This window comes from Vogesella indigofera (assembly GCF_028548395.1).
Lineage (GTDB): Bacteria > Pseudomonadota > Gammaproteobacteria > Burkholderiales > Chromobacteriaceae > Vogesella > Vogesella indigofera_A.
This window is the reverse complement of sequence record NZ_JAQQLA010000005.1, coordinates 250,742-269,670: the sequence shown is the minus strand read 5'-3', so window position 1 is coordinate 269,670 and position 18,929 is coordinate 250,742. Positions and strand designations below refer to the sequence as shown.

Below are 18,929 nucleotides of genomic sequence, written 5' to 3'. Positions count from 1 at the left end.
ATGCTCGATCCAAACAACCGCAGCCTTCTCACCAGCCTGTTGACGCCTCCGCTGGGACTGGTGTTCGACAAGGGAATCGCGACAACCTACTCGCTCGATCCTTTGAGCCTCCTTGGCGTGCCGGTCCATCTGGCCTGGATGGCCAATCGGGATGATGCCTCTATCCTCCAAGACCCCATCCGACTTCTAGAGTCGCTGCAGCGGGTCGCCAAGCGACTGACGGTGTTCGCAGACCGAGGTCAGATTGCTGTTCCTGGCAATGGGAATGCCTTGTTCTCGATGCTCGAGTCCACCATCGCCGAGGTGCGAGCGCCGGGCGGCGGAGCCTTTCATCCAAAGCTCTGGCTTCTGCGCTTTGCAGATCCCAGCAACCAACGCCCCGCCCTGGTCCGCTTGGGCGTCCTGTCTCGAAATTTGACCTCCGACCGATGCTGGGACCTGTCCCTGGTCTTGGAGGGCGAAGTTCTACGAGCGCCCCAGCCAGAGAACCGTCCCTTGTGCGACCTACTCAAGCTGCTGCCGGACTGGGCGGTCTCCCGCCTCAAGACATCTCGAAAAAAGCAGCTCACCGAACTGACCGACGACCTCCTGTGTACCAAGCTCGCGCCCCCGGCCGACTGGCAGGAAGTGAAATTCCACGTACTCGGGCTCAAGCAGACGCCGTGGAGGCCCGGCCCCGCCGATGAGATCGCCCTCATCTCTCCGTTCCTGACTGACACCGCCGTCGCCCAAGTCTGCGGTAACGCCAAACAGCGCGTGTCACTCATCTCCCGGCCTGACACTCTGTCGGCGCTGAGTGCGGAGACTCGAGCAAGCTTCAACGCCTGCTACGTTCTTGACGACGCTGCCGAGACTGAAGATGGTGAGGAGCAAACATCGCCAGACCTCGTCGGCTTGCATGCAAAGGCCATCCTGCTGCGGCGTGCGTGGATGACGCATCTCTATGTCGGCTCGGCCAACGTGACCAATGCAGCGATGGTCGCCGGCACCAATGTGGAAGTCCTGGTCGAACTTATCGGCAAGCACAGCAAAGTCGGGCAAGTCACCGACCTACTGTCCCAGAGCGGCTTCGGTGCAGTTCTGGCCCCATTCACCGACAAGGATGTTTGCGCGGCCGAAGATGCCGAGGCCCAAGAGATACGCAGTCAACTTGAGAACCTCCGACGAGCAATCTCGGACTCGAAACTTAAGGCGGAGTGCATCCAAGCGTCTGACGGCCTCTGGCAGGTTCGACTGACGTCGCCTACAGACATCGAAGTCTCCAGCGCCCTGGTCGAGGCGTGGTTGCTCTCCCAGGCGCCTGAGACCGCAGTCGATGCCGCCCCGCTCATGGAAGCGCAGGCGCTGCTGCTTCCCCCGGTGGAATCAGCCGATATCACTGGCCTAGTGGCGCTCTCGCTGAGCCTGAGCGGCCAGCGCCTGATGTTCGTTCTCAATCTGCCACTGACGGCGCCCGAAGATCGCGAGGCCGCCATCATGCGGCGGGTCATTCGAAATCGCGAAGGGTTCGTGCGGTACCTGAAGCTTCTTCTCGGTGGCTTCGACCAAGAATTTCCTGCCGAGCCATCTACAGGCCACGGCAAGGGCTTCGAGTGGAAGAAGGGGCTCGACGACTCCGCAGCACTGTTGGAGGACCTTGTTCGAGTGTGGTCTCGCGAGCCGAAGCGACTCGATGACGTCGCGCGCGTCGTCGAACACCTGAGAGGCCACGCTGGCGATAACGGGGACGTCGTGCCGCCAGCCTTCGACTCAGTCTGGAAGGTCTTCGAGGCGGCCAGGGCCAGAAAGAGACGATGACGATGCCATTTTCCGCCGACGAGACACTTCGCAGTCTCAAAGACTTCCAGCGACGAACGGTCGAATACGTCTTCCATCGCATGTTCCTCGCCGAGACGCCGACGAGGCGCTTCCTCGTCGCAGACGAGGTCGGCCTGGGAAAGACGATGGTGGCTCGAGGTGTGATCGCCAAAACGATCGAGCACCTGAAAGACAGCAAGGCGCGCGCAGACTTTGTCTACATCTGCTCGAACGCAGCCATCGCCCACCAGAACGTCGCTCGGCTGAATGTACTGGGCCAGAAGGACTTCTCGCTCGCGAGCCGGCTCACGCTATTGCCCCTTCACGTCAAGAACTTGGCTGCAAACCGAATCAACTTCGTCAGCTTCACACCTGGCACCGCGTTTGACCTCAAGTCCCAAGGGGGATGGCTTCCTGAGCGCATCCTCATTTTCCGAATGCTCCAGGGTAGTGGCCTGAATTCGGATGGACTCGCGAACCTTCTCCATGCGACCGCTCGCCCGAGCGGTTGGACCAATGCGCTGGCCAAGCAGACCGAAGCGTTTGATCCCGACATCGCCGAGCGCTACATCCAAAGTCTCCGGGCAGACGAGGCGTTCTTTGAAGGACTGCGCGGACTTTCCCTCAAGTTCAAGACCTACCGTGAAGAAATTCCTCCCCAAGACAGCGAAGAGCGCTACGCCGTCATTGGTGAGCTGCGTCAACGCTTGGCCCGGATCTGCCTGGAGGCGTTGACACCAAGACTTGTCATCGTCGATGAGTTCCAGCGCTTTCGCCATTTGCTCCAAGACGAAGATCCGGCGTCCGAACTGGCGCACGCCCTCTTTGACCACAAGACAGCCCGAGTTCTCCTTCTGTCTGCGACGCCCTACAAGATGCTGTCGCTCGACCATGAAAAGGAGGATGACCATTACCCGGATTTTCTGAGGACGCTCGGATTTCTGTTCAACTCCAAGCGAGCTGTTGAGGAGGTCAAGGGCGAGCTCGATAGGTTCAGGCGCGACCTGCTCGACCTCTCATCGACTTCGTCGACGCTGCAGACCGAGCCGGCCAGAGATGTCCTCCAGCGAAGGCTGCAGCAGGTCATGTGCCGCACAGAGCGCGTCGCGAGCACGACACTCCTAGACGCGATGACGTGTGAGCCTTCAGTGCCAGCGCCTATCGAGGTCGATGACCTGGCGCAGGCTGTTCTTATTGACGGAGCGTCGCTCAAGGCGGACGCGAGAGACTCCATCGAGTACTGGAAGTCCACCCCGTACGCAATCAACCTCATGAAGGGGTATGAGCTGCGTCGCAACATCGATGGCTTGACTCGAACACGTCGTGCCGAGCTGATTGCATTTCTGCAGCGCCATCGACGAGGCCTCCTCACCAAGACTAGGTTCAAGAAGTTCGCTGCCGTCGCGCCTGCAAACGCCCGCTTGCGAGCGTTGATGAGAGACACGACTGGCCGCGGCCTCTGGCGAGTGCTGTGGCTACCGCCTTCACTTCCCGCATGGGAACCTGCCGGCCCGTTCAAGGGTCTGGCCACTCAGACCAAGTCCTTGGTCTTCTCGGCATGGAACGTTGTCCCTGATGCGATCGCGGCGCTCTGCTCCTATGAGGCGGAACGCCTGGCGTTCACCGATAGTCAGGTTGCCATGGACTCGGGCCGCAACTACGAGACGATAGTCCCAAGGCCACTTCGGTTCAGGCAGGAGACTGACGGCAGCCCGACAGGCATGACGGTACTGTTACTCATGCACCCCTCTTCAGCCCTGGCCGGCATCGTGGATCCAGTCGAGCTGTCCCTGAAGTCAGCCGACCTACCCAGTCAGCAATGGGTGCTGGACGAGGTCGAGGAGAGGCTCGATAAGGCTCTGCGCCCTCACCTTGCGAAGCATCAAACCACTGGCTCGCGACCCGATGAGCGATGGTATTGGGCCGCAGTCGCACTCTTGGACGGCGCCAAGAGTCCGTCGATCGCACAGTGGCTGCAGACCTGGCGAGGCGTTGACGATCCTGAGGATGGCGAGTCGAAGCATTCGGTGCATGTGGCCATGTTCATCCGAGCCGTAAGCGATGCGGGCGGCCTCAAGCTTGGACCGCCTCCTACTGACCTAGCGCGAGTGCTGGCCAGACTCGCACTCGCCAGCCCAGCGGTCTGCGCGCTTCGATCGCTCAAGCGGTCGTGCATCACAGCTGATTGGGATGACCCAGCCCTGCTGAATGCGTCCTCGAGCATCGGCATGGCATTCCAGTCGCTCCTCAATGTGCGCGAGTCTGTCACCATCCTTCGGGACACATCGACACGGCCCTACTGGGAGCTCGCACTCCAACACGGCCTGGACGGCAATCTGGGTTCGCTCCTCGATGAACAAGTGCACGTGCTTGTGGAGTCTCTCGGGGTTGCAGGCGCGCCTGACGCAGAGAGGGTCACCAAGGTTGCCGCCGAGATCAGCACCAGTCTCTCCATTCGAGCCGTACCGCTGTCAGTAGATGAGTTCAATCTGGAGCCCACCCGGGGACGCATGGAAGTTGTACCCTTCAAGGTGAGGTGCCAATTCGCGCTTCGCTTCGGAGACCTGAAGGACGAGAAAGGAGAGACCCGGGCCGAGGTCGTTCGGTCGGCATTCAACTCGCCGTTCCGTCCGTTCGTGCTCGCGTCCACTTCCGTTGGCCAAGAAGGTCTCGACTTCCACATCTGGTGTCACGCCATCGTTCACTGGAACCTTCCTTCCAATCCTGTGGACATGGAGCAGCGCGAGGGACGTGTCCATCGCTACAAGGGCCACGCCGTCCGAAAGAACGTCGCGAGTGTATTCGGGCGGGTGGGCCTGAGCTCTTATTGGAAGGTTGGGCAAGATCCTTGGAAGGTCCTGTTCGAGCTCGCCAAGCAAGAACGCGGAACAGACCTCAAGACTTTCTGGCTGTTCGAGACAGAAGGCGGTGCGCGCATCGAGCGAAGGGTTCCGCTGCTGCCCTTATCCCGCGATGAGATACACCTGCAGAGGCTCAAGCGCGGGCTGGCGCTCTACCGTCTCGTCTTCGGCCAGCCGCGTCAGGAAGAGCTTCTCACGCATCTCGGTGACCTTGACGAAGAACGGCGTCAGGCTGCCGTTGCCAAATGGCGCATCGACCTGACGCCACCGGTGTTGGACATCGCACCGGACTACTGATGCTAGGCTGAGCGACCACTTTTGGACAATGAGATCGCCCAATCGTATGACCGCAGTGGGTCGGGAGTGTGAGTTCGATGGATCGCGATGCAGGCGTTCGACGTCAATCAAAGTTGAACGGCCGGTAACCATGACACTGCAGCCTGAACAGGCATGCCTGTCGAATGACCGTTCAGGCCGACGACCTGCCTTTTGGATTGTCCAGGCTCCTATATTCACCTCACAACGAAGGCATGGGCAGGCAAGCGCAGTGCGCAGGCCCTCAAGGGCCGGAGGTGTCAGTGATCAAAGCCAGATGGCCGCGACTCGCGCGAAGCGCGGGGCCCCGTCCGCGAGCCCGACGGCTGAGCGTCGGGAAACGAATCTTGCTTATGGATCTAGCGCATCAAGCCTGGCTTAATCAGCGTGTGGTTGATCGGTGCATCGCGGAACTCACACATTCGAGAATCGTTGTGGACAAAGATCGCATCGAATACCGAGAAGGCACCCATGTCCACCAAGAAGGGTGCTAGGTACGATGCCGCTTTGGAGTAGTTGACGGCGGGTAGCGGCCAGTTGTCGTAGACGATCAGCCAGTTGGCAGGATATCGAACGAAGCCGTTGGCCGTCACCTTGGGGATTTTCTCTGTGACGAAGTGAGCCATCACTGCAGCCCATTCGCGCTCTGGTGAATCACCGTCCCAGCCACAACCAGGCGCATCTGCCTCGATCTCGCTGCGGAGTTGCGCAGCTGTCTTCCGAGGCTCCCCGGGCGTAGCGCGGGGAGTGAAGTAGACCTCCGGTCCCAAGCCCTCCTTTTCACGCAGAAAATCCGCGTGTGCGATGTTCTCCGGCACTGCTTCCGTGTGCTCGATCCCGACATCACCGCCAGTCATCGCTAACAGAAAATCCGGCTTGTCGGAGTGGGTAAGGGTCAGAGGAAACGAGAGCTGTTCAATCGGCAGTGTCGCAAGCAAATATGCGATACAGTAGCGTTCTGCATGATGACTCCTGCGGCCCGCCGAACGCATGGGCACATTAATGTCCAGTTCGGCAAGTCTGGCCCTCAGCTCCGCCGCAGTGTTTGCCCGAAGGATGATTTCCGGCATCGTATGGTTACACCTCTTGGGCGGTTATCTCGTGATTGCGACGTAAGTCCGAGACCACCGCGATCAACCTGTTGATCGGTTCGGCCAGTCGCTTTGGCAATACTCGGTGGTCGGTATAGGTTTTGAAATCGGCAGCCCAATGGCGTGCAACCCACACGTCTTCTTCGGGGAGGTGGTTGTCCACGCCATTGCAATACTTGTAGCCAACGAGCGCATCTGTGTGTGACATCAGGATGCGCGCCATCGTCATGTGGAAGCGATGGGCCTGGAGATCCGCCGGGCCTTTGGGTCGGGGTAGGGTCAGCCGCAGGCATCGCTGGCTGTTAAACTCTTTCCAGTCTGGGCCAACGACTTGTCCCGCGCGCTCCAGCATCTTGCGCGACTGTTCGTTCTTGCCATTGACCAGGGCAACGGCGACCGTACTTTTCGGGTACTTCAACTTTTCGGCGAGCAGGTTTATCCAGCGCACCAGCTTGGTCAGGGCTCCGTCGTCAGCAAACACAAGGAACTGGTGGCGTTGCTCATCGTCCAGGAACGCCGGCAGTTGCGCGTAGAGGGGGTACAGCAGGTCGTGGAGATAGATGTAGGTCTGCCGACGTCCTTGCTCGTGGCTCCGTGTGGTTGCAGTCAATACCTGCTGTGCCCACTCGGGCGTGAGTTCGGCCAGCGTCATCTCGGTGATGTCGATCGAGACGAGAGGAAATCCGAGCGATTTCCCTATCAGTGCTTTGCGCCCATCGAAGGCATGACCAAGTTCGATCTCAACACCACCTAGCACCATAGGCTCAGTCTGAACCGGCGGCCCGAGCACAGCAACGTCGAGCCGGAATTTACTGCCGAATGGCGTCTCCAGGGGATACTCGGTTGCCACCCGGTCGGCACCGAGCAACAAGTTGCCTTCCAGCGGATAGTCCGACGCATCCGCATCCTTAAACGCCCACGGCATTGCAAGCCCGGCATTCAAGCGTCGGGAAAGTTCGGTCGCGACAAGTTCTTTTGCCCGCTGATGTTCGGGGCTTTCCTGCACGGAGTGCCACCGGCAGGCTTCTTCATCGTCGAAGTGCGCTTTGGGGTTATAGGTGTGCTGGGCAGGAAGAACCCGGAAATGGGATCTCCGACGCAACTTCCCGTTCTCAAAGGAGGGGCTGACCCACGTCACCATCTGCCGTGATGCGCTGGGAGATACCAGCGGCCACAACTTGCGGGCATGCTCCCGGCTGCGAACTTCGCGCGCGGCAATCGTAGTCTGGAAAATCCCTTTTCGAGAAAAGACAACGACCGCCTCATCCATTCTTGCCATCCTGTTGTAGCGATGTGGTTGCTACTTTCACGGCGCCATCCAGCTTGCGGTGAATCAGCGATACCAGTGACAGAATGTCCAGCGCGTCCTGCTCGGACATGGGCCAATTCGTTTTGGGAGCATGGGCCAACGGATTGCGAACGGCACCGAATAGACCGATCAAAAGATTGGCAAAGCCTTTCTGTTCGCTCTTTTCTGACTCAGTAGTGAGTGGCCCCAGGGCCAAAATGGGCTGCTGGCCCGCGAATGCCTTGTTTACCAGGTCAGCGCCATCGCCGTTCTGGTCTGACAGCAGGCGAATCCTCTCTGCGACGCCTTTCGTTGCCTCGAAGACGGCATGGAAGTAGTTTTCGTCCAGCAACTCGGCGCGGCAATAGTTCAGCACTTCCGTGTGGACGGTGCGGCTTTCTAGCGCCGCTTTGAGCCGCCCGGCGCGTGCGCGAGCAGCATCAAGTGTTGTTGCCTTGTCTGCATGCCCAACCTTGCCATCTTCACGCACATAGAAGCCGGAGAAAGCAAGAACGACATTGAGTTCGTCACGTCGCCAGGCGAACGTCGCAGGGTCGCGAGCATAGTTCACAGGGCTCATCGCGCGATTGATGAACATGATGAGATGGTTGCCGACCTGATGCTGGTTCTGCACGTGAGCAAGCGCATTGAACAAACGTTGCCATTTGGATATGCCGGGCGATGTGTCAGCAACTTTGATCTCTTGCAGTAATCGCGCAATCTGCGTGCCACTCAAGCCGAGTTCAGTATCGGCCAAGATACGGCAGGCGGCTTCAAGGTGCTGGGAGTTGAAAGGAGTAATCAGTGTCGCCAATGCCTGTCTCCGCTGTTCTGAGCATCAAATTATGGCCTGCAAGCCCTTGTCGGCGATGACGTTGAGCAGTTTGATCCCTACATTTATCCCTTGTATCTTGGCAACTTGGAAGACCACAACTTCATCCTATGCATTTCAAAATAGTGTTCTATGATAACCACCTTGAAATCATTGTCATAGAAGAATGTCATGATGACTTTGTAGGCACTTGCAAGCCTGCAGGTGACCCTGCCACGGAGATCTGACCGCTTTCCCATATGGAACGGTCAAAGTCACTTTAAAGCACTTTCGTCGGCTTTGGCCGAAATGCCGTCGACCTTGCTGATGCATAGTTAACTGATCGGCCATAGAAGACGTTCACATCGACAGCCACATGCGACTGGTATGCGGCTCTAAGCAGTCATGCGAGCACTTGTCTAATGGTTACAATGTGCCTACCTAATCTGAGCCGATACACCAATGGCCACTCAGGGCATGTCAACGACGTTACGTACATCAAACCGCTCTTCCCAATCGTTGATAACGGCGTTCAAAAGCCTCCTTGCCTCCCTCCATCACCTGACATACCTCCTCACGCATCTTCAGGTTTTGTAGTGAGTCACTTTGCTTGACGTAACACTGGTTATTGAAATCCAGCACATGGATCAACTCCGCATCACCATTCACTACGATGTTCGGGTTGTGGGTGACGATGATGAGCTGCCGCCGCAACTTGTTCGAGCGAATCTGCTGAACGACTAGGCCATAGATCAGGTGGTTGTCCAGATCGTCTTCGGGCTGGTCAAGCACCAACGGCTCGTTGCCATGGGCCAACAAGAATGACAACATGGCAGCTGCACGCTGGCCAGCAGAAGCCTGACCAATGGACTGGAAGTCTTTACCGTCCCCCTTACGACTGTACTCAACCTGCAGGCCATCTTCTGGGAACCAGCACCGTATGTGATCAATGAGTTCCAGGCGTTTGTCGGCTTCGCCCTTCAAAAACTTGTTGAACCAGCCGCCAAAATCACCGTTCCCTTTGCATGCTTTTCCTAGGCGGATCTTCAGCGCCTGAATCGATGCCTCAAACGACAACGTATCCCATTCACCAGATTGCTCAGTTAGCTCAGCAGCTTCGATGAGATCGGCAACTATTCCCTTGGCTGGGGCATCATCCTGCCCCTCCTGATAGAGATCATCCGTGTACTTGCCCTCGGTTGCGCCCAACAAGTCTCTTAAAGAGCGCTCGATAGCACGTGCATCCCGGCTATACGGTATGAGCGCTATACGCACGTAGGGGTTGTCTTCCAGAGTAGATTGCAGAAACGTCACGCGGCGGGCACTGATGGCTCGACGTGCCACTTTGACCTCTTCCAACTGTGCCAGGGCCTTTTCTTTGAGAACATCGCACTGTTTCTGCAGCGCATCCATTCTCTTGATCTCGGTCTCAAGTCGTTGCTTCTCCTGCACGAGATGCCCATATTCACTTGGATCGTTGACCCCTTGCTGCTGCAGCTCGGCCTTCAGCTTGTCATAGGTGGATTTGGTGTTAGTAGCCTGGACAGACCAAGCTGACGTATTCAGCTCAGCCTTGAAAATACTGTTCTGTTCATCCAGTTGGGTGGCTATGCGCTCAACTTCTGAGCGTGCTTTGCCGATGGCATCATGCAGTTTCTGAATAATCTTCAGTGCAGATTCGTCGGTTGTCGCATCGAACAAGCTCTCCGGTAGGTCTTCTGCAAGCAATTCCTGCGCGAAGTCCTGCAAGCGTGCGACAAGCCCCCCGGTACTTTCGAACTGACGTTCCAACTCACGACTTTGTCTGCTACTTCGCTGGTAGTTTTTCAATACTATGGCATGGTCGGCTCCTTCGAATCGAGCCAGCTTACGCAGCACATCCTCCAAGGCCATATTCAACGCATCGCGGCCCAGCAGCTTCCCGTCGATCTCCCGCATCTGTGCACGAGTCGTAAAGAAGCCGCGCATGGCTTCGTCAAAAGCGGCTTGCTCTGCTCTGGTGCCTGCGGCATCATCGATCACCTTCAGTAATGCTTGTTGGCTGTCACCAGCCAATGCTGCAATCTGCCCTTGACTGAATAAGCGGATCGGAAAGCGCTGTTCGTTGATCGACTGACTGCTTGAGGGCTTGAAAGATAGGGTCGAGGTATCCCATTCCTCGACCACATGCCCCAGCTCATCTTGCTGCCATAAGAGATGGTATGGCGTACCGTCTCGGCTGACCCGAATGCGAATCTGTGTCTCGTTGCGTAAGCCCCCTTTTTGCCCCTTTAGTGGCTTCGCAAAGCCCTCGAAAGTTTGCCATGCCTCTGATCCTTTTGTGAGCTCCTGATTGCGTCGGAATGCCAAGCGAAGTGCGTGCACTACCGTGGATTTTCCCGTTCCACGGCCACCAACCAAAGCATTGAAATATGGATTCAGTGCCAAGCGTGCGCCATTTTTGCTCAAGCCCATCCACTGCGCTTTGTAGATCTCGATGGATTCGATGAAATGTTCTGGTCTGTCGAACGGCTTAAAGCCGTTACCGTCGTCGCTACGGCGAACCGACACATCCTGCCCATCCAGCAAAGCCAATCGCAGGCCTTCCAGGCTGGGTATTGCCATCTTGATCCAGGTATAGCGTGAGCCTGGTACGGCAGCCCCCTGAAAGCTGTGGCAATCGCTACCGACAACGCTGGCAAATGAGAGCTTCAACTCTTCCAGCAACATAGGCTTGGGGGCAGTCAGATCAACCCATTCTAGAGCTAGGATGCCGGGCTCCAGCAAAACCTGCTTCACCGTGTTCGGATCGAGTTGGCACTTGCGTGTCCCAGATTCGACCTGAAGCAGACCCTTGGCACTGTCAACATGGGCAGGAACGACCACTCCACCGGCAGCCAACACCTCCGCGACAACTCTTGCAGCACCCTCACGAGTGACTCCATCGCTGTCGCCTCGCGTACCGTCGTAACGGACGACTGCGAGCAAGTCGCTGATGGTCTGGCTACAGGCATATGTGTCAAATATCGCCAGCAGGTGGAAGCCGCCTTGAACCGAAATCTCTACGCCAGGAAACAGATGCAGTTCGCGAAATCCCTCCGACGCAGCGCCTGAATCCGCGTCTCTCTTCATCTGGGCATACGCCGATTTGAGCTTGTCGATCCACTCACCGCTATTGTGGTCGGTGACAGCCACACAATCGATCTCGGCAGCCATGTACTTAAGCAGCCATTTCTCTGGCGTCATTTCATTCTGAGTGCCGATGACAGCTTGCCATGCACTGGTGTCCTTGGAGGCAGGAGTATGCGTGTGGAAGTCAAACTTCCACCAGCGAGCGCCGGGATAGCTCCAATTAAGGTTCATGATCGTTTCCTTATTCTTGCAATGTGAATTGCCTCTATGGCCGCTTATACACGTAAAGTAACCATTCGTCATTGATGCGCCCGACGTCCACCCCATCTTGAGCAATACCCAGCGTCAGAGTCGAATCTATTGTGGATGACCAGCTCTCGGCCACAGCAGCCGATCATGCCTTTGTGCTAGCATGACAGTTATCGGCTAACTACAGTCATTGACCAGTGACTGCACTGAGGCTCGAAAAAGTCTACGAATCAGGGATCGATTCAGGCGGCGTCGCCGGTTCATGCGAAGAAAGCGATGTCAGATGAGCAGATCAAGCAGGCCATCATTCAGGAGTCGATCGACAGCTACTATGGCAATTGCCCCTGTCCATACAACACGACAAGCAATGGCCGTTCATGTGGCAGAAGGAGTGCTTACAGCCGACCCGGTGGAGAATCCCCGCTTTGCTATGCCAGCGATGTGACGAAGGAGATGGTTCGGGACTTCAAGGCAAGGCAGTGATGAGCATGAAAAACCCCGCCGAGTGGCGGGATTTTGCATGCTGGCGCCGGCCTTGCGGCCAACCTTGTCGGCTAGCGGCCCAGCCGCGCCGCCTCTATCGCGGCGATGTCGATCCGCGTCATGTCCATCATCGCCACGAAGGCGCGCCTGGCAGCAGCCGGGTCTGGGTCGGTCACCGCCGCGATCAACGCGCGCGGGGTGATCTGCCAGGACAGGCCCCAGCGGTCGCGGCACCAACCGCAGGCGCTTTCCTGGCCGCCGTTGTCGATGATCGCGTGCCACAGGCGGTCGGTTTCGGCCTGGTCGTCGGTAGCAATCTGGAAAGAGAACGCCTCGCTGTGCTGTATGTCCGGGCCGCCATTCAGGCCCAGGCAGGGGATGCCGACCACGGTGAACTCCACCATCAGCACGTCGCCCTGCTTGCCGGCGGGGTAGTCGCCCGGCGCATGGTGTACGGCGCCGACAGCGCTGTCGGGGAAGGTGCGGGCATAGAAACTGGCGGCATCCAAGGCGTCGCCGTCGTACCACAGGCAGATCGTATTCTTGCTGAGCATCATGGCTCTCCCGGGGGGCTGCGGCGCGTGCCGACTGCTTAAAGCGTAGACCTTTCCGGCGTCGGCGAGTGCCTGGAAGAGCGTTGACAGCCAGCGGGCGACAATGCCGGCATCAACCCCTTTCAGGGGTCAGAGGCCGGTGCAACGCTTGCGGCAGTGGGCAAAGTCCTCAAGCGTGGTGTTCATGCGTTGTGGCTGGCCGCACTTGACCCCAGAACACCGTGGCATGCCAAGCTACTAGCGCTGTTGGTTGCCGTCTATGCCTTGTCGCCCCTTGACCTGATTCCTGACTTTATACCCGTCATCGGTTACTTGGATGATCTGATTTTGGTACCGCTAGGCGTGTTGCTGGTGGTCCGTCTGATTCCTGATGAACTGATGGAAGAGTTCCGACAACGTGCGATTGCGGCAGAGAACCGTCCGGTAAGTCGCGTAACGGCAGCAGTCTTTGTGCTGATTTGGCTTGTCTGCAGAACAGGAGCGGTAATCCTGTTGCAGGGCTGACCCAGACTTTGCTTGAAAGGCGGTTACCGGATTGAGATGCCCCCCCTTCAAGGAGCTATTTCCCCTATTGCCTGAAGAAACCTCTTCGGCGGTATTTGGTACATAGTCTTCGCCGGTCCTGGAAACTTGGCGTAGTACGTCATTCCTAACTTGAAATATGGGCTGGCTAGCCTGCTCTTGTCGAATGCGTCCGAAATTTTGTGCAAACCGGCCGTTGTCCTACAAGAAGCGGAAGGACAGCTTTGGCCGACCAACTGACGATGCGTCAGCCAGGTTGGCAGCAATTCGGCCGAAATAGACAGTCCGCCCAGGTACGAGCAACGGCTGGTTTACGCAAACATACGGACACCCTGAGTGGTCAAATCACTCAGGAAGTCCGGTGCACTTGCACGCTGTTTTACAGCTATTGGGGCAGTGACATCTGCTCCTGTTCAATAGCCGAGACTCTCTGCGGTGGCAGCAGATCCATGACGTCGCAGAACAGTGCCCGGTTCTGCCAGTCACTGCGATCGCCAATCACATAGAAACGCCGTTTCGCCCGTGTCGCGGCCACGTTCAGAAGATTCGGCTCTGAAACCGCCCAATCGCGGGCTCCAAAGCTACCCGTATTGCCCCCCAGGACCATGATGACAACCGCGGCTTCCTTACCCTGCATGGTATGGATGGTGCCGGAGATCATCTTCTTTTTCACGATGCGCCTGAGATTGTCCCGAACGGCAGTAAAGGGGGTGATGACGGCGATGTCCTTGGCCTCCACGCCATCCTCGAACAAGCGTGCCAGCAGTTCTCGCAGAACCACACCTTCGGCAGGTATCCAGTTTCCTTCGGATGGACCACAGGCATCTATCCAGCCAGTCAGCAAACTGGCCGGTGTTTCTTTGCCGGCGTGCGGTGCCATGGTGCCGTACACCATCACCCCGTCATAGGCAATGCGATTGGCGAGCTCATACATCGGCCTGTCGCAGCGGCGATGGACCAGCAGCGGCAGTCCAACCCAGGTCTTGCTCCCGGTGGGTCCGGCCATGCGCCCCCATGGGGTGACTTCATCAGCCAGCTTCTGTGCGGACTGCCGATTGGGGAGCCAATGCGCAGCGACACGGTAATGTGTGCGCATGTGCTCCAACACCGCATCGGACACCTTGACGATGGGCTTGAGCTGGAGGGGATCGCCAACCAGCAAGGCGCGCCGGGCGCGCCACAAGGCCCCAACTGCTGCTTGGGGGGGTGCCTGACCGGCTTCATCCACCAGCAGCCAGCCGATTTCACTGACCCCCAGCGAACTGAATGACCGGGCGAAGGAGGCGAAGGTGCTGCTCAAGACCGGAACCACCATGAACAGGGAGGCCCAAGCTGAACGGATGGCGTCACACGAAAGACCGCGGAAGCGTGGCCCCGTCAACAGGCTGTTGATCAGTTTCAGATTGGCCTTCATCCGTGTCGCCTCCAATTCGAAAAACGTCCGGTGAAGCTTGAGTGCCTGGATAAACACACGTGCACGTGCCTGCCGCCAACCTTCGATACGCCAGGGCTCGGCCAGTTCGATGACCTCGCCACAACCGATGCTGCCTGTTTGCAACCAGGCGAGCAGGTGTTCGGCTTGGTTGACTGTTGCCAGCCGGGTCGCGTCCTGAGTTGGCTTTTTGACCTGTTGCTGCAGTCGAGTCAGTGTCCGGTGCTCTTCGTCGACCTGCTTTTCCAAGCGCTCTTTTGATGTCTCCAGTTGCTTGATCTGGCGTGCAAGCCGGGCGAACTCGGCAGAGGCCAGCGCCCGCTGGCCTTCCAGCAACGTCTGCCTGGCGTCCCAGTTGCGCTGCGCGCCCCATAGGCTGATAAGGTTTCGCCAGAAACCAGGCTTGTCGGCTTGATGCTGTTCTAGCACCTGTAGACACTGTTTGAGCTTCGCATGGGCGGGGCGGCTTTCCGTCGCATCCAGGTGTGCAAGCTGGGTTTCCGTCGCGCTCAGTGCTTGTTCGTGGGTGCCAACTGCCTGGGTTTGCTCAGCCAGCTTTGCTCTGATTTCGCAGATCGTCTTGATCAGAGCGCGGATACGGCAGGCATCTGCACTCACCCGATCCGCATCCGCCTTGACGGCTTCATACTCGGTAACCGCCTGCTTCCACAAGGTTTGGCGTTCTGACGATGACAGTGTTTTGTTGCGCTCGATATACGTGTCGAGCCAATCGGCGAAACCTTGTGGTTTTGGCGCCTCATCCGGCCGCACCGGAGTGCCCACATCATGACGGTCACCATCGTCCTGCTCCCCGGTCAGATCGGCAGACTGCGCCTCTACCAGGCTCTCAATGCCCTCGCCCGATTCGTCATCAATGTCTTCTTCATCCTCAGCCTCCTTGTCCTTGTTAGGGAAAGGGCGCTGACCATAGAAATAGCGACTTACGAACTGGGTGCGTCGGGTTTTGCTACCCAGGGCACCAGAAATCAGTCCCCAGGCGGGATGGCCGGAGACCAGCGCCCCCAGTTCAGCAAAATATTCGGCGTCGGGTAGCCAACTCTCATCGATCTTGTCACGCTGCGGCAATTCGAGGGTGACATTCTCCACGGCACCATTATTCGAGGAGGCCACCACGATCTCGAAGCCGTACAGCGCCGGGTTGAGCTTGTAGCTGTTCAATTGCTTGCCGCCATCATTGGCCATTTCGCGCCCATCGCTGACAAACCCGTCTGATGCACGGGGCAAGCGGGCGAGCACATCGGCCCGACTGGTGATGATGGCGGCAATCAAGTCGCGCAGCAGCGTCGTTTTTCCTGTGCCTGGCGGGCCATTGACACCCAGCAGGCCTTGGCCGTCGGAGAGGGTGGACAAGATTGTGTTGACAGCCAGTTGCTGAGAGTGCACCAGCCCCAAGTGCCGCTCAGTGGGCCAACAGCTGTTAGCGTAGGCATCCGGCATCAACCGCTCAATCAGCGACAAGGATGCGTCGTCATCGTCAACATGCAGCCGTGTCTGAGGGTCGTGCCGGGAAAGGTATTGGTCAAGCGGCTGGCTGGTCACCCCTCGGCGGACGCTATCGGCAACATGGGCCAGATCGTCCAGCAGAAAGCTGTTGAGCGGATCGTTTTCCACTACCGGTTTTTTGGGATTGATCGGCTGGGAACGGAAGCGAAACTGCGGGCGGCGCACACCGGCAAAGAACTCAGCCACGCCGAGGAATTGGAGAACCCATGCGTTCAGCGCACACAGGACATCACCCGATACTCGGCCGGCAAGCCGTGATGCCGCCTGCTCGGCAGCGGTTTTTTGATCGTCCTCGAATCCCTGGGTCCAATCTTGCCCGGTCAGCACTCTCCCCAGAAACCACGCCTCGCTGGAAAGCACGAAACTGTTCTCGACCATGTGGCCGGCCAGGGTGAATTTTGCGGCGAATACCGCGGACACTTGCGATTGTGGCTCTTTATAACCCTGATCGTCTCCATAGTGCTCTTTGAGCACATCCGCGACCAGTCTGCTGTCATACAAGTGGGCGTAGAGCGTGTGGCTCCAAATGCGGTTTTTGGGCAATACCTGTTGACCAACTGGACTCCCGTCCTCCCAAGGCAGAATGGGTTTCTGGATCGGTGTATCGTGCAGGTAGGCACCATATGGGGTGCTGCGTTTTTCCAGCTTGGGGGCCGACTGGGGTTGAAGCAACTCCACCGCATGCCAATACCTGACGATGTTTTCTTTTTCGATCAAACGTTCTTTCCCTTCAGACATACCTGGTTCAGCTGACTGTTGCGCACACTATCGCCACGCCATCTCGCTGGCATAGCGTTTGAAATTCTCAATGAAAAGCTCCAGAAAGCGCCGGCTGTTTCGTGCGAAGCCGGCCTGCAGCAAGGCGGTGATGGTCGCTTCTGTTTGAAGCTCCTGAATCAGGAGTGTGGCGGATGCTTCATGCCAGGCAAGACGCCCCACCGGCATGCGCGCGAATATGTTGTGGTGGCTCGCTGCGGCTTGCCCCAGAGCCTCCTCGCTGTTTTCTTCCAGGTAGACCAGGGTGGCGAGCATTTCGAATCGCTCGAAGACCAATTCAAACTCGGCCGATACGCCCGTGAAGCTGGAGCGCCAGTTTGTCATGACCTCCAGCAGATGATCGCTGAGCGCTGTTTTCCGCCGATCTAGCCCTTCTAATTCTTTCCAAACTCTACTGTCAGGCCCTTTCCATGCATCCAGAAACAGCATGGATACCACCCTCTGGGAGTCGCGGTATTTCTGGGGCCAAGTTGCGCTCAGCAGCGCATGCAGTGTCTGCCAGCGCTGTGAGCGCGCCAGGCCGATCCCATAGGCGGTGAAGACCAACACAGCTGGATAGGAGCGCAGGCCCAACCAAATGGTCATGCCGTTCCCAACTTTCTCGGCCTGCAAATACAGGTCTCTGAGAATGTCCAGAACCATAGGCAGCTCACGGCCATCTCCCCATCTGCCGAGCACGCCAGTCATGCGTACCAAAGGTTCTGCCAGGGCCTCATAGCGCTGTACGCGCGACCGGAACTCATTCTGATCCCAAGGGCCATGTGGCGGGAATTGATCGCCGTTGAGCTGTGCCATCACGCGTTCGGTTTCCTGTGCAAACAGCTCGTCCAGTTGAATGCGGTATTCCGGTTTAGCCAAATAGCGTTTGGTGCTGTTGACCAGCAGGTCGATGCTCTGCGGGTTTTGGCGTTGGCTTTGTTCAAGCGTTTCGACCCGCTGTTGCAAGGCTTGAAAGAATTCGTCGGCCCCCGCAATCGGGATTGTTTTGGCCGCACGATGGGCAGCCAACTCTTGGGCCCCGCCGCCCAATGCGCCCCGGGATGTCCAATACACGGGATAGCGTCTGTTGGGTGCACGCAGAAAGGCGGCGCGCAGTGCATGGTCCCATTCGCCGGACCAGCCGCTGATGATCAGACCATGCTCATCCAAGATGCGGTCCAGCAGCCTGTTGTAGCTTTCTGGGTAAGCACTCAATTCCTGGTCGGTGTTCAGAATGCGAGCATCCTTGTAATCACCGTGCAGCTTTAGCAGGTAACAGCGGCTGTGAGTCAGTGGTTCGGCTCCCGCCAAGGCATCTGCGGAAGCAACCACCGTGGGTTCGATGCCTTGCTCCCGGAGCGCATTTTCCATCAGTCGGTCAAAGTTGGTCGTGACAATGACCCGGATGTGGCCGGAGCGGACCATTTGCGCAATCGCTTGATGGGCCTTGGTCGGGATTTTTCGGCCTTCTTCACGCTCCTGCGCATCGGGTTCGATGTAGCGATGCAATATCGCCCTGCGTTCATCCGGCGATCTGGCAATTTCTTCCAGCAAGTCGGAGTAATTCGGCTCCTGGCCGGTCTGGTCCCGATACCACGCAGCCCAGTCGGGCTGCTCCGTGACGCCTTGGGCTGCGGCCACGCGGCACACCAGGTCCAGCGTGATCTCCCAGCCGGTTGGAATGCTCGCGGTGCGCGACAGGCCGGAACCCAGCAGAACAGCAAAAACCCCCTTGTTTTCGTTGACGGAGAAGGCCAGCGGGGTGAGTGGGTCGTCTTTCAATAATGTCATTGCTTGTCAGCCTTGATCAGCATGGCGAGATTCCTGACGAATCTGGCCGAGAAGTTGATTGATCTGGCTGGCATTGTCGCCGCTATACGCCAGTGCCAGCAACGTGAGCGGATGGATCTCCATCACGGCGCACAACTCGCCCAGTTTGTTCAGGGGGGGCTCTTCAAGTCGCGTTCAAGGGCACTCATATAGGTACGGCTGGATACATCGGAGAACGCCTCTTGGCACAGGCCACGTGCTTTCCTGACCGTCTTCAACGCCATCGCCAATGAATGTGGTTCTGCCACTTGTAGTTTTTCACGAGAAATTGACATGTCAACATAATGAACCCGATCAGGGCTACA

At 57.8% G+C, this 18,929-nt stretch carries 9 protein-coding genes and 1 pseudogene; 3 read left to right on the top strand and 7 right to left on the bottom strand.

Going from position 1 to position 18,929, the window contains the following annotated elements; all coding sequences use genetic code 11:
* Together PQU89_RS11815 and PQU89_RS11810 are read left to right on the top strand one after the other, a co-directional pair.
* A complete protein-coding gene (locus PQU89_RS11815) occupies positions 1 to 1,797 on the top strand; it encodes a phospholipase D family protein (protein WP_272766012.1) in 1,797 nt (598 codons plus the stop codon).
* Positions 1,794 to 4,955 (top strand): helicase-related protein, encoded by a 3,162-nt coding sequence (locus tag PQU89_RS11810; RefSeq protein ID WP_272766011.1) that lies wholly within the window; start codon positions 1,794 to 1,796, stop codon positions 4,953 to 4,955. The genes PQU89_RS11815 and PQU89_RS11810 overlap by 4 nt, the downstream gene beginning before the upstream one ends.
* Before the next feature lie 377 nt (positions 4,956 to 5,332).
* On the opposite strand, the gene PQU89_RS11805 is transcribed toward PQU89_RS11810, so the two are convergent.
* The 5 genes from PQU89_RS11805 to PQU89_RS11785 form a co-directional block, all read right to left on the bottom strand.
* Positions 5,333 to 6,043 carry a hypothetical protein gene (locus PQU89_RS11805; protein ID WP_272766010.1) on the bottom strand — a complete coding sequence of 237 codons (711 nt, stop codon included), beginning with the start codon at positions 6,041 to 6,043 and terminating at the stop codon, positions 5,333 to 5,335.
* Between the two features lie 7 nt (positions 6,044 to 6,050).
* A complete protein-coding gene (locus PQU89_RS11800) occupies positions 6,051 to 7,334 on the bottom strand; it encodes a hypothetical protein (RefSeq protein WP_272766009.1) in 1,284 nt (427 codons plus the stop codon).
* Positions 7,327 to 8,166, bottom strand: a complete 840-nt coding sequence (locus PQU89_RS11795; RefSeq protein ID WP_272766008.1) for a TIGR02391 family protein — start codon at positions 8,164 to 8,166, stop codon at positions 7,327 to 7,329. The genes PQU89_RS11800 and PQU89_RS11795 overlap by 8 nt, the downstream gene beginning before the upstream one ends.
* 495 nt (positions 8,167 to 8,661) lie before the next feature.
* Entirely contained in the window at positions 8,662 to 11,505 is a 2,844-nt protein-coding gene (locus PQU89_RS11790; RefSeq protein WP_272766007.1) for a TrlF family AAA-like ATPase, read from the bottom strand.
* A gap of 572 nt (positions 11,506 to 12,077) precedes the next feature.
* Positions 12,078 to 12,563, bottom strand: a complete 486-nt coding sequence (locus PQU89_RS11785) for a VOC family protein (RefSeq protein WP_272766006.1) — start codon at positions 12,561 to 12,563, stop codon at positions 12,078 to 12,080.
* Between the two features lie 159 nt (positions 12,564 to 12,722).
* Between PQU89_RS11785 and PQU89_RS11780 the strand changes: the two are divergent.
* Positions 12,723 to 13,022, top strand: a pseudogene (locus tag PQU89_RS11780) (YkvA family protein); the annotation flags it as partial.
* A 445-nt stretch (positions 13,023 to 13,467) separates the two neighbouring features.
* On the opposite strand, the gene PQU89_RS11775 reads toward PQU89_RS11780, so the two are convergent.
* Both PQU89_RS11775 and PQU89_RS11770 read right to left on the bottom strand, forming a co-directional pair.
* Positions 13,468 to 16,776 (bottom strand): AAA domain-containing protein, encoded by a 3,309-nt coding sequence (locus tag PQU89_RS11775; RefSeq protein ID WP_272766005.1) that lies wholly within the window; start codon positions 16,774 to 16,776, stop codon positions 13,468 to 13,470.
* 27 nt (positions 16,777 to 16,803) lie between these two features.
* Positions 16,804 to 18,585 carry an SIR2 family protein gene (locus PQU89_RS11770; RefSeq protein WP_272766004.1) on the bottom strand — a complete coding sequence of 594 codons (1,782 nt, stop codon included), beginning with the start codon at positions 18,583 to 18,585 and terminating at the stop codon, positions 16,804 to 16,806.
* Between the last annotated feature and the right edge of the window lie 344 nt (positions 18,586 to 18,929).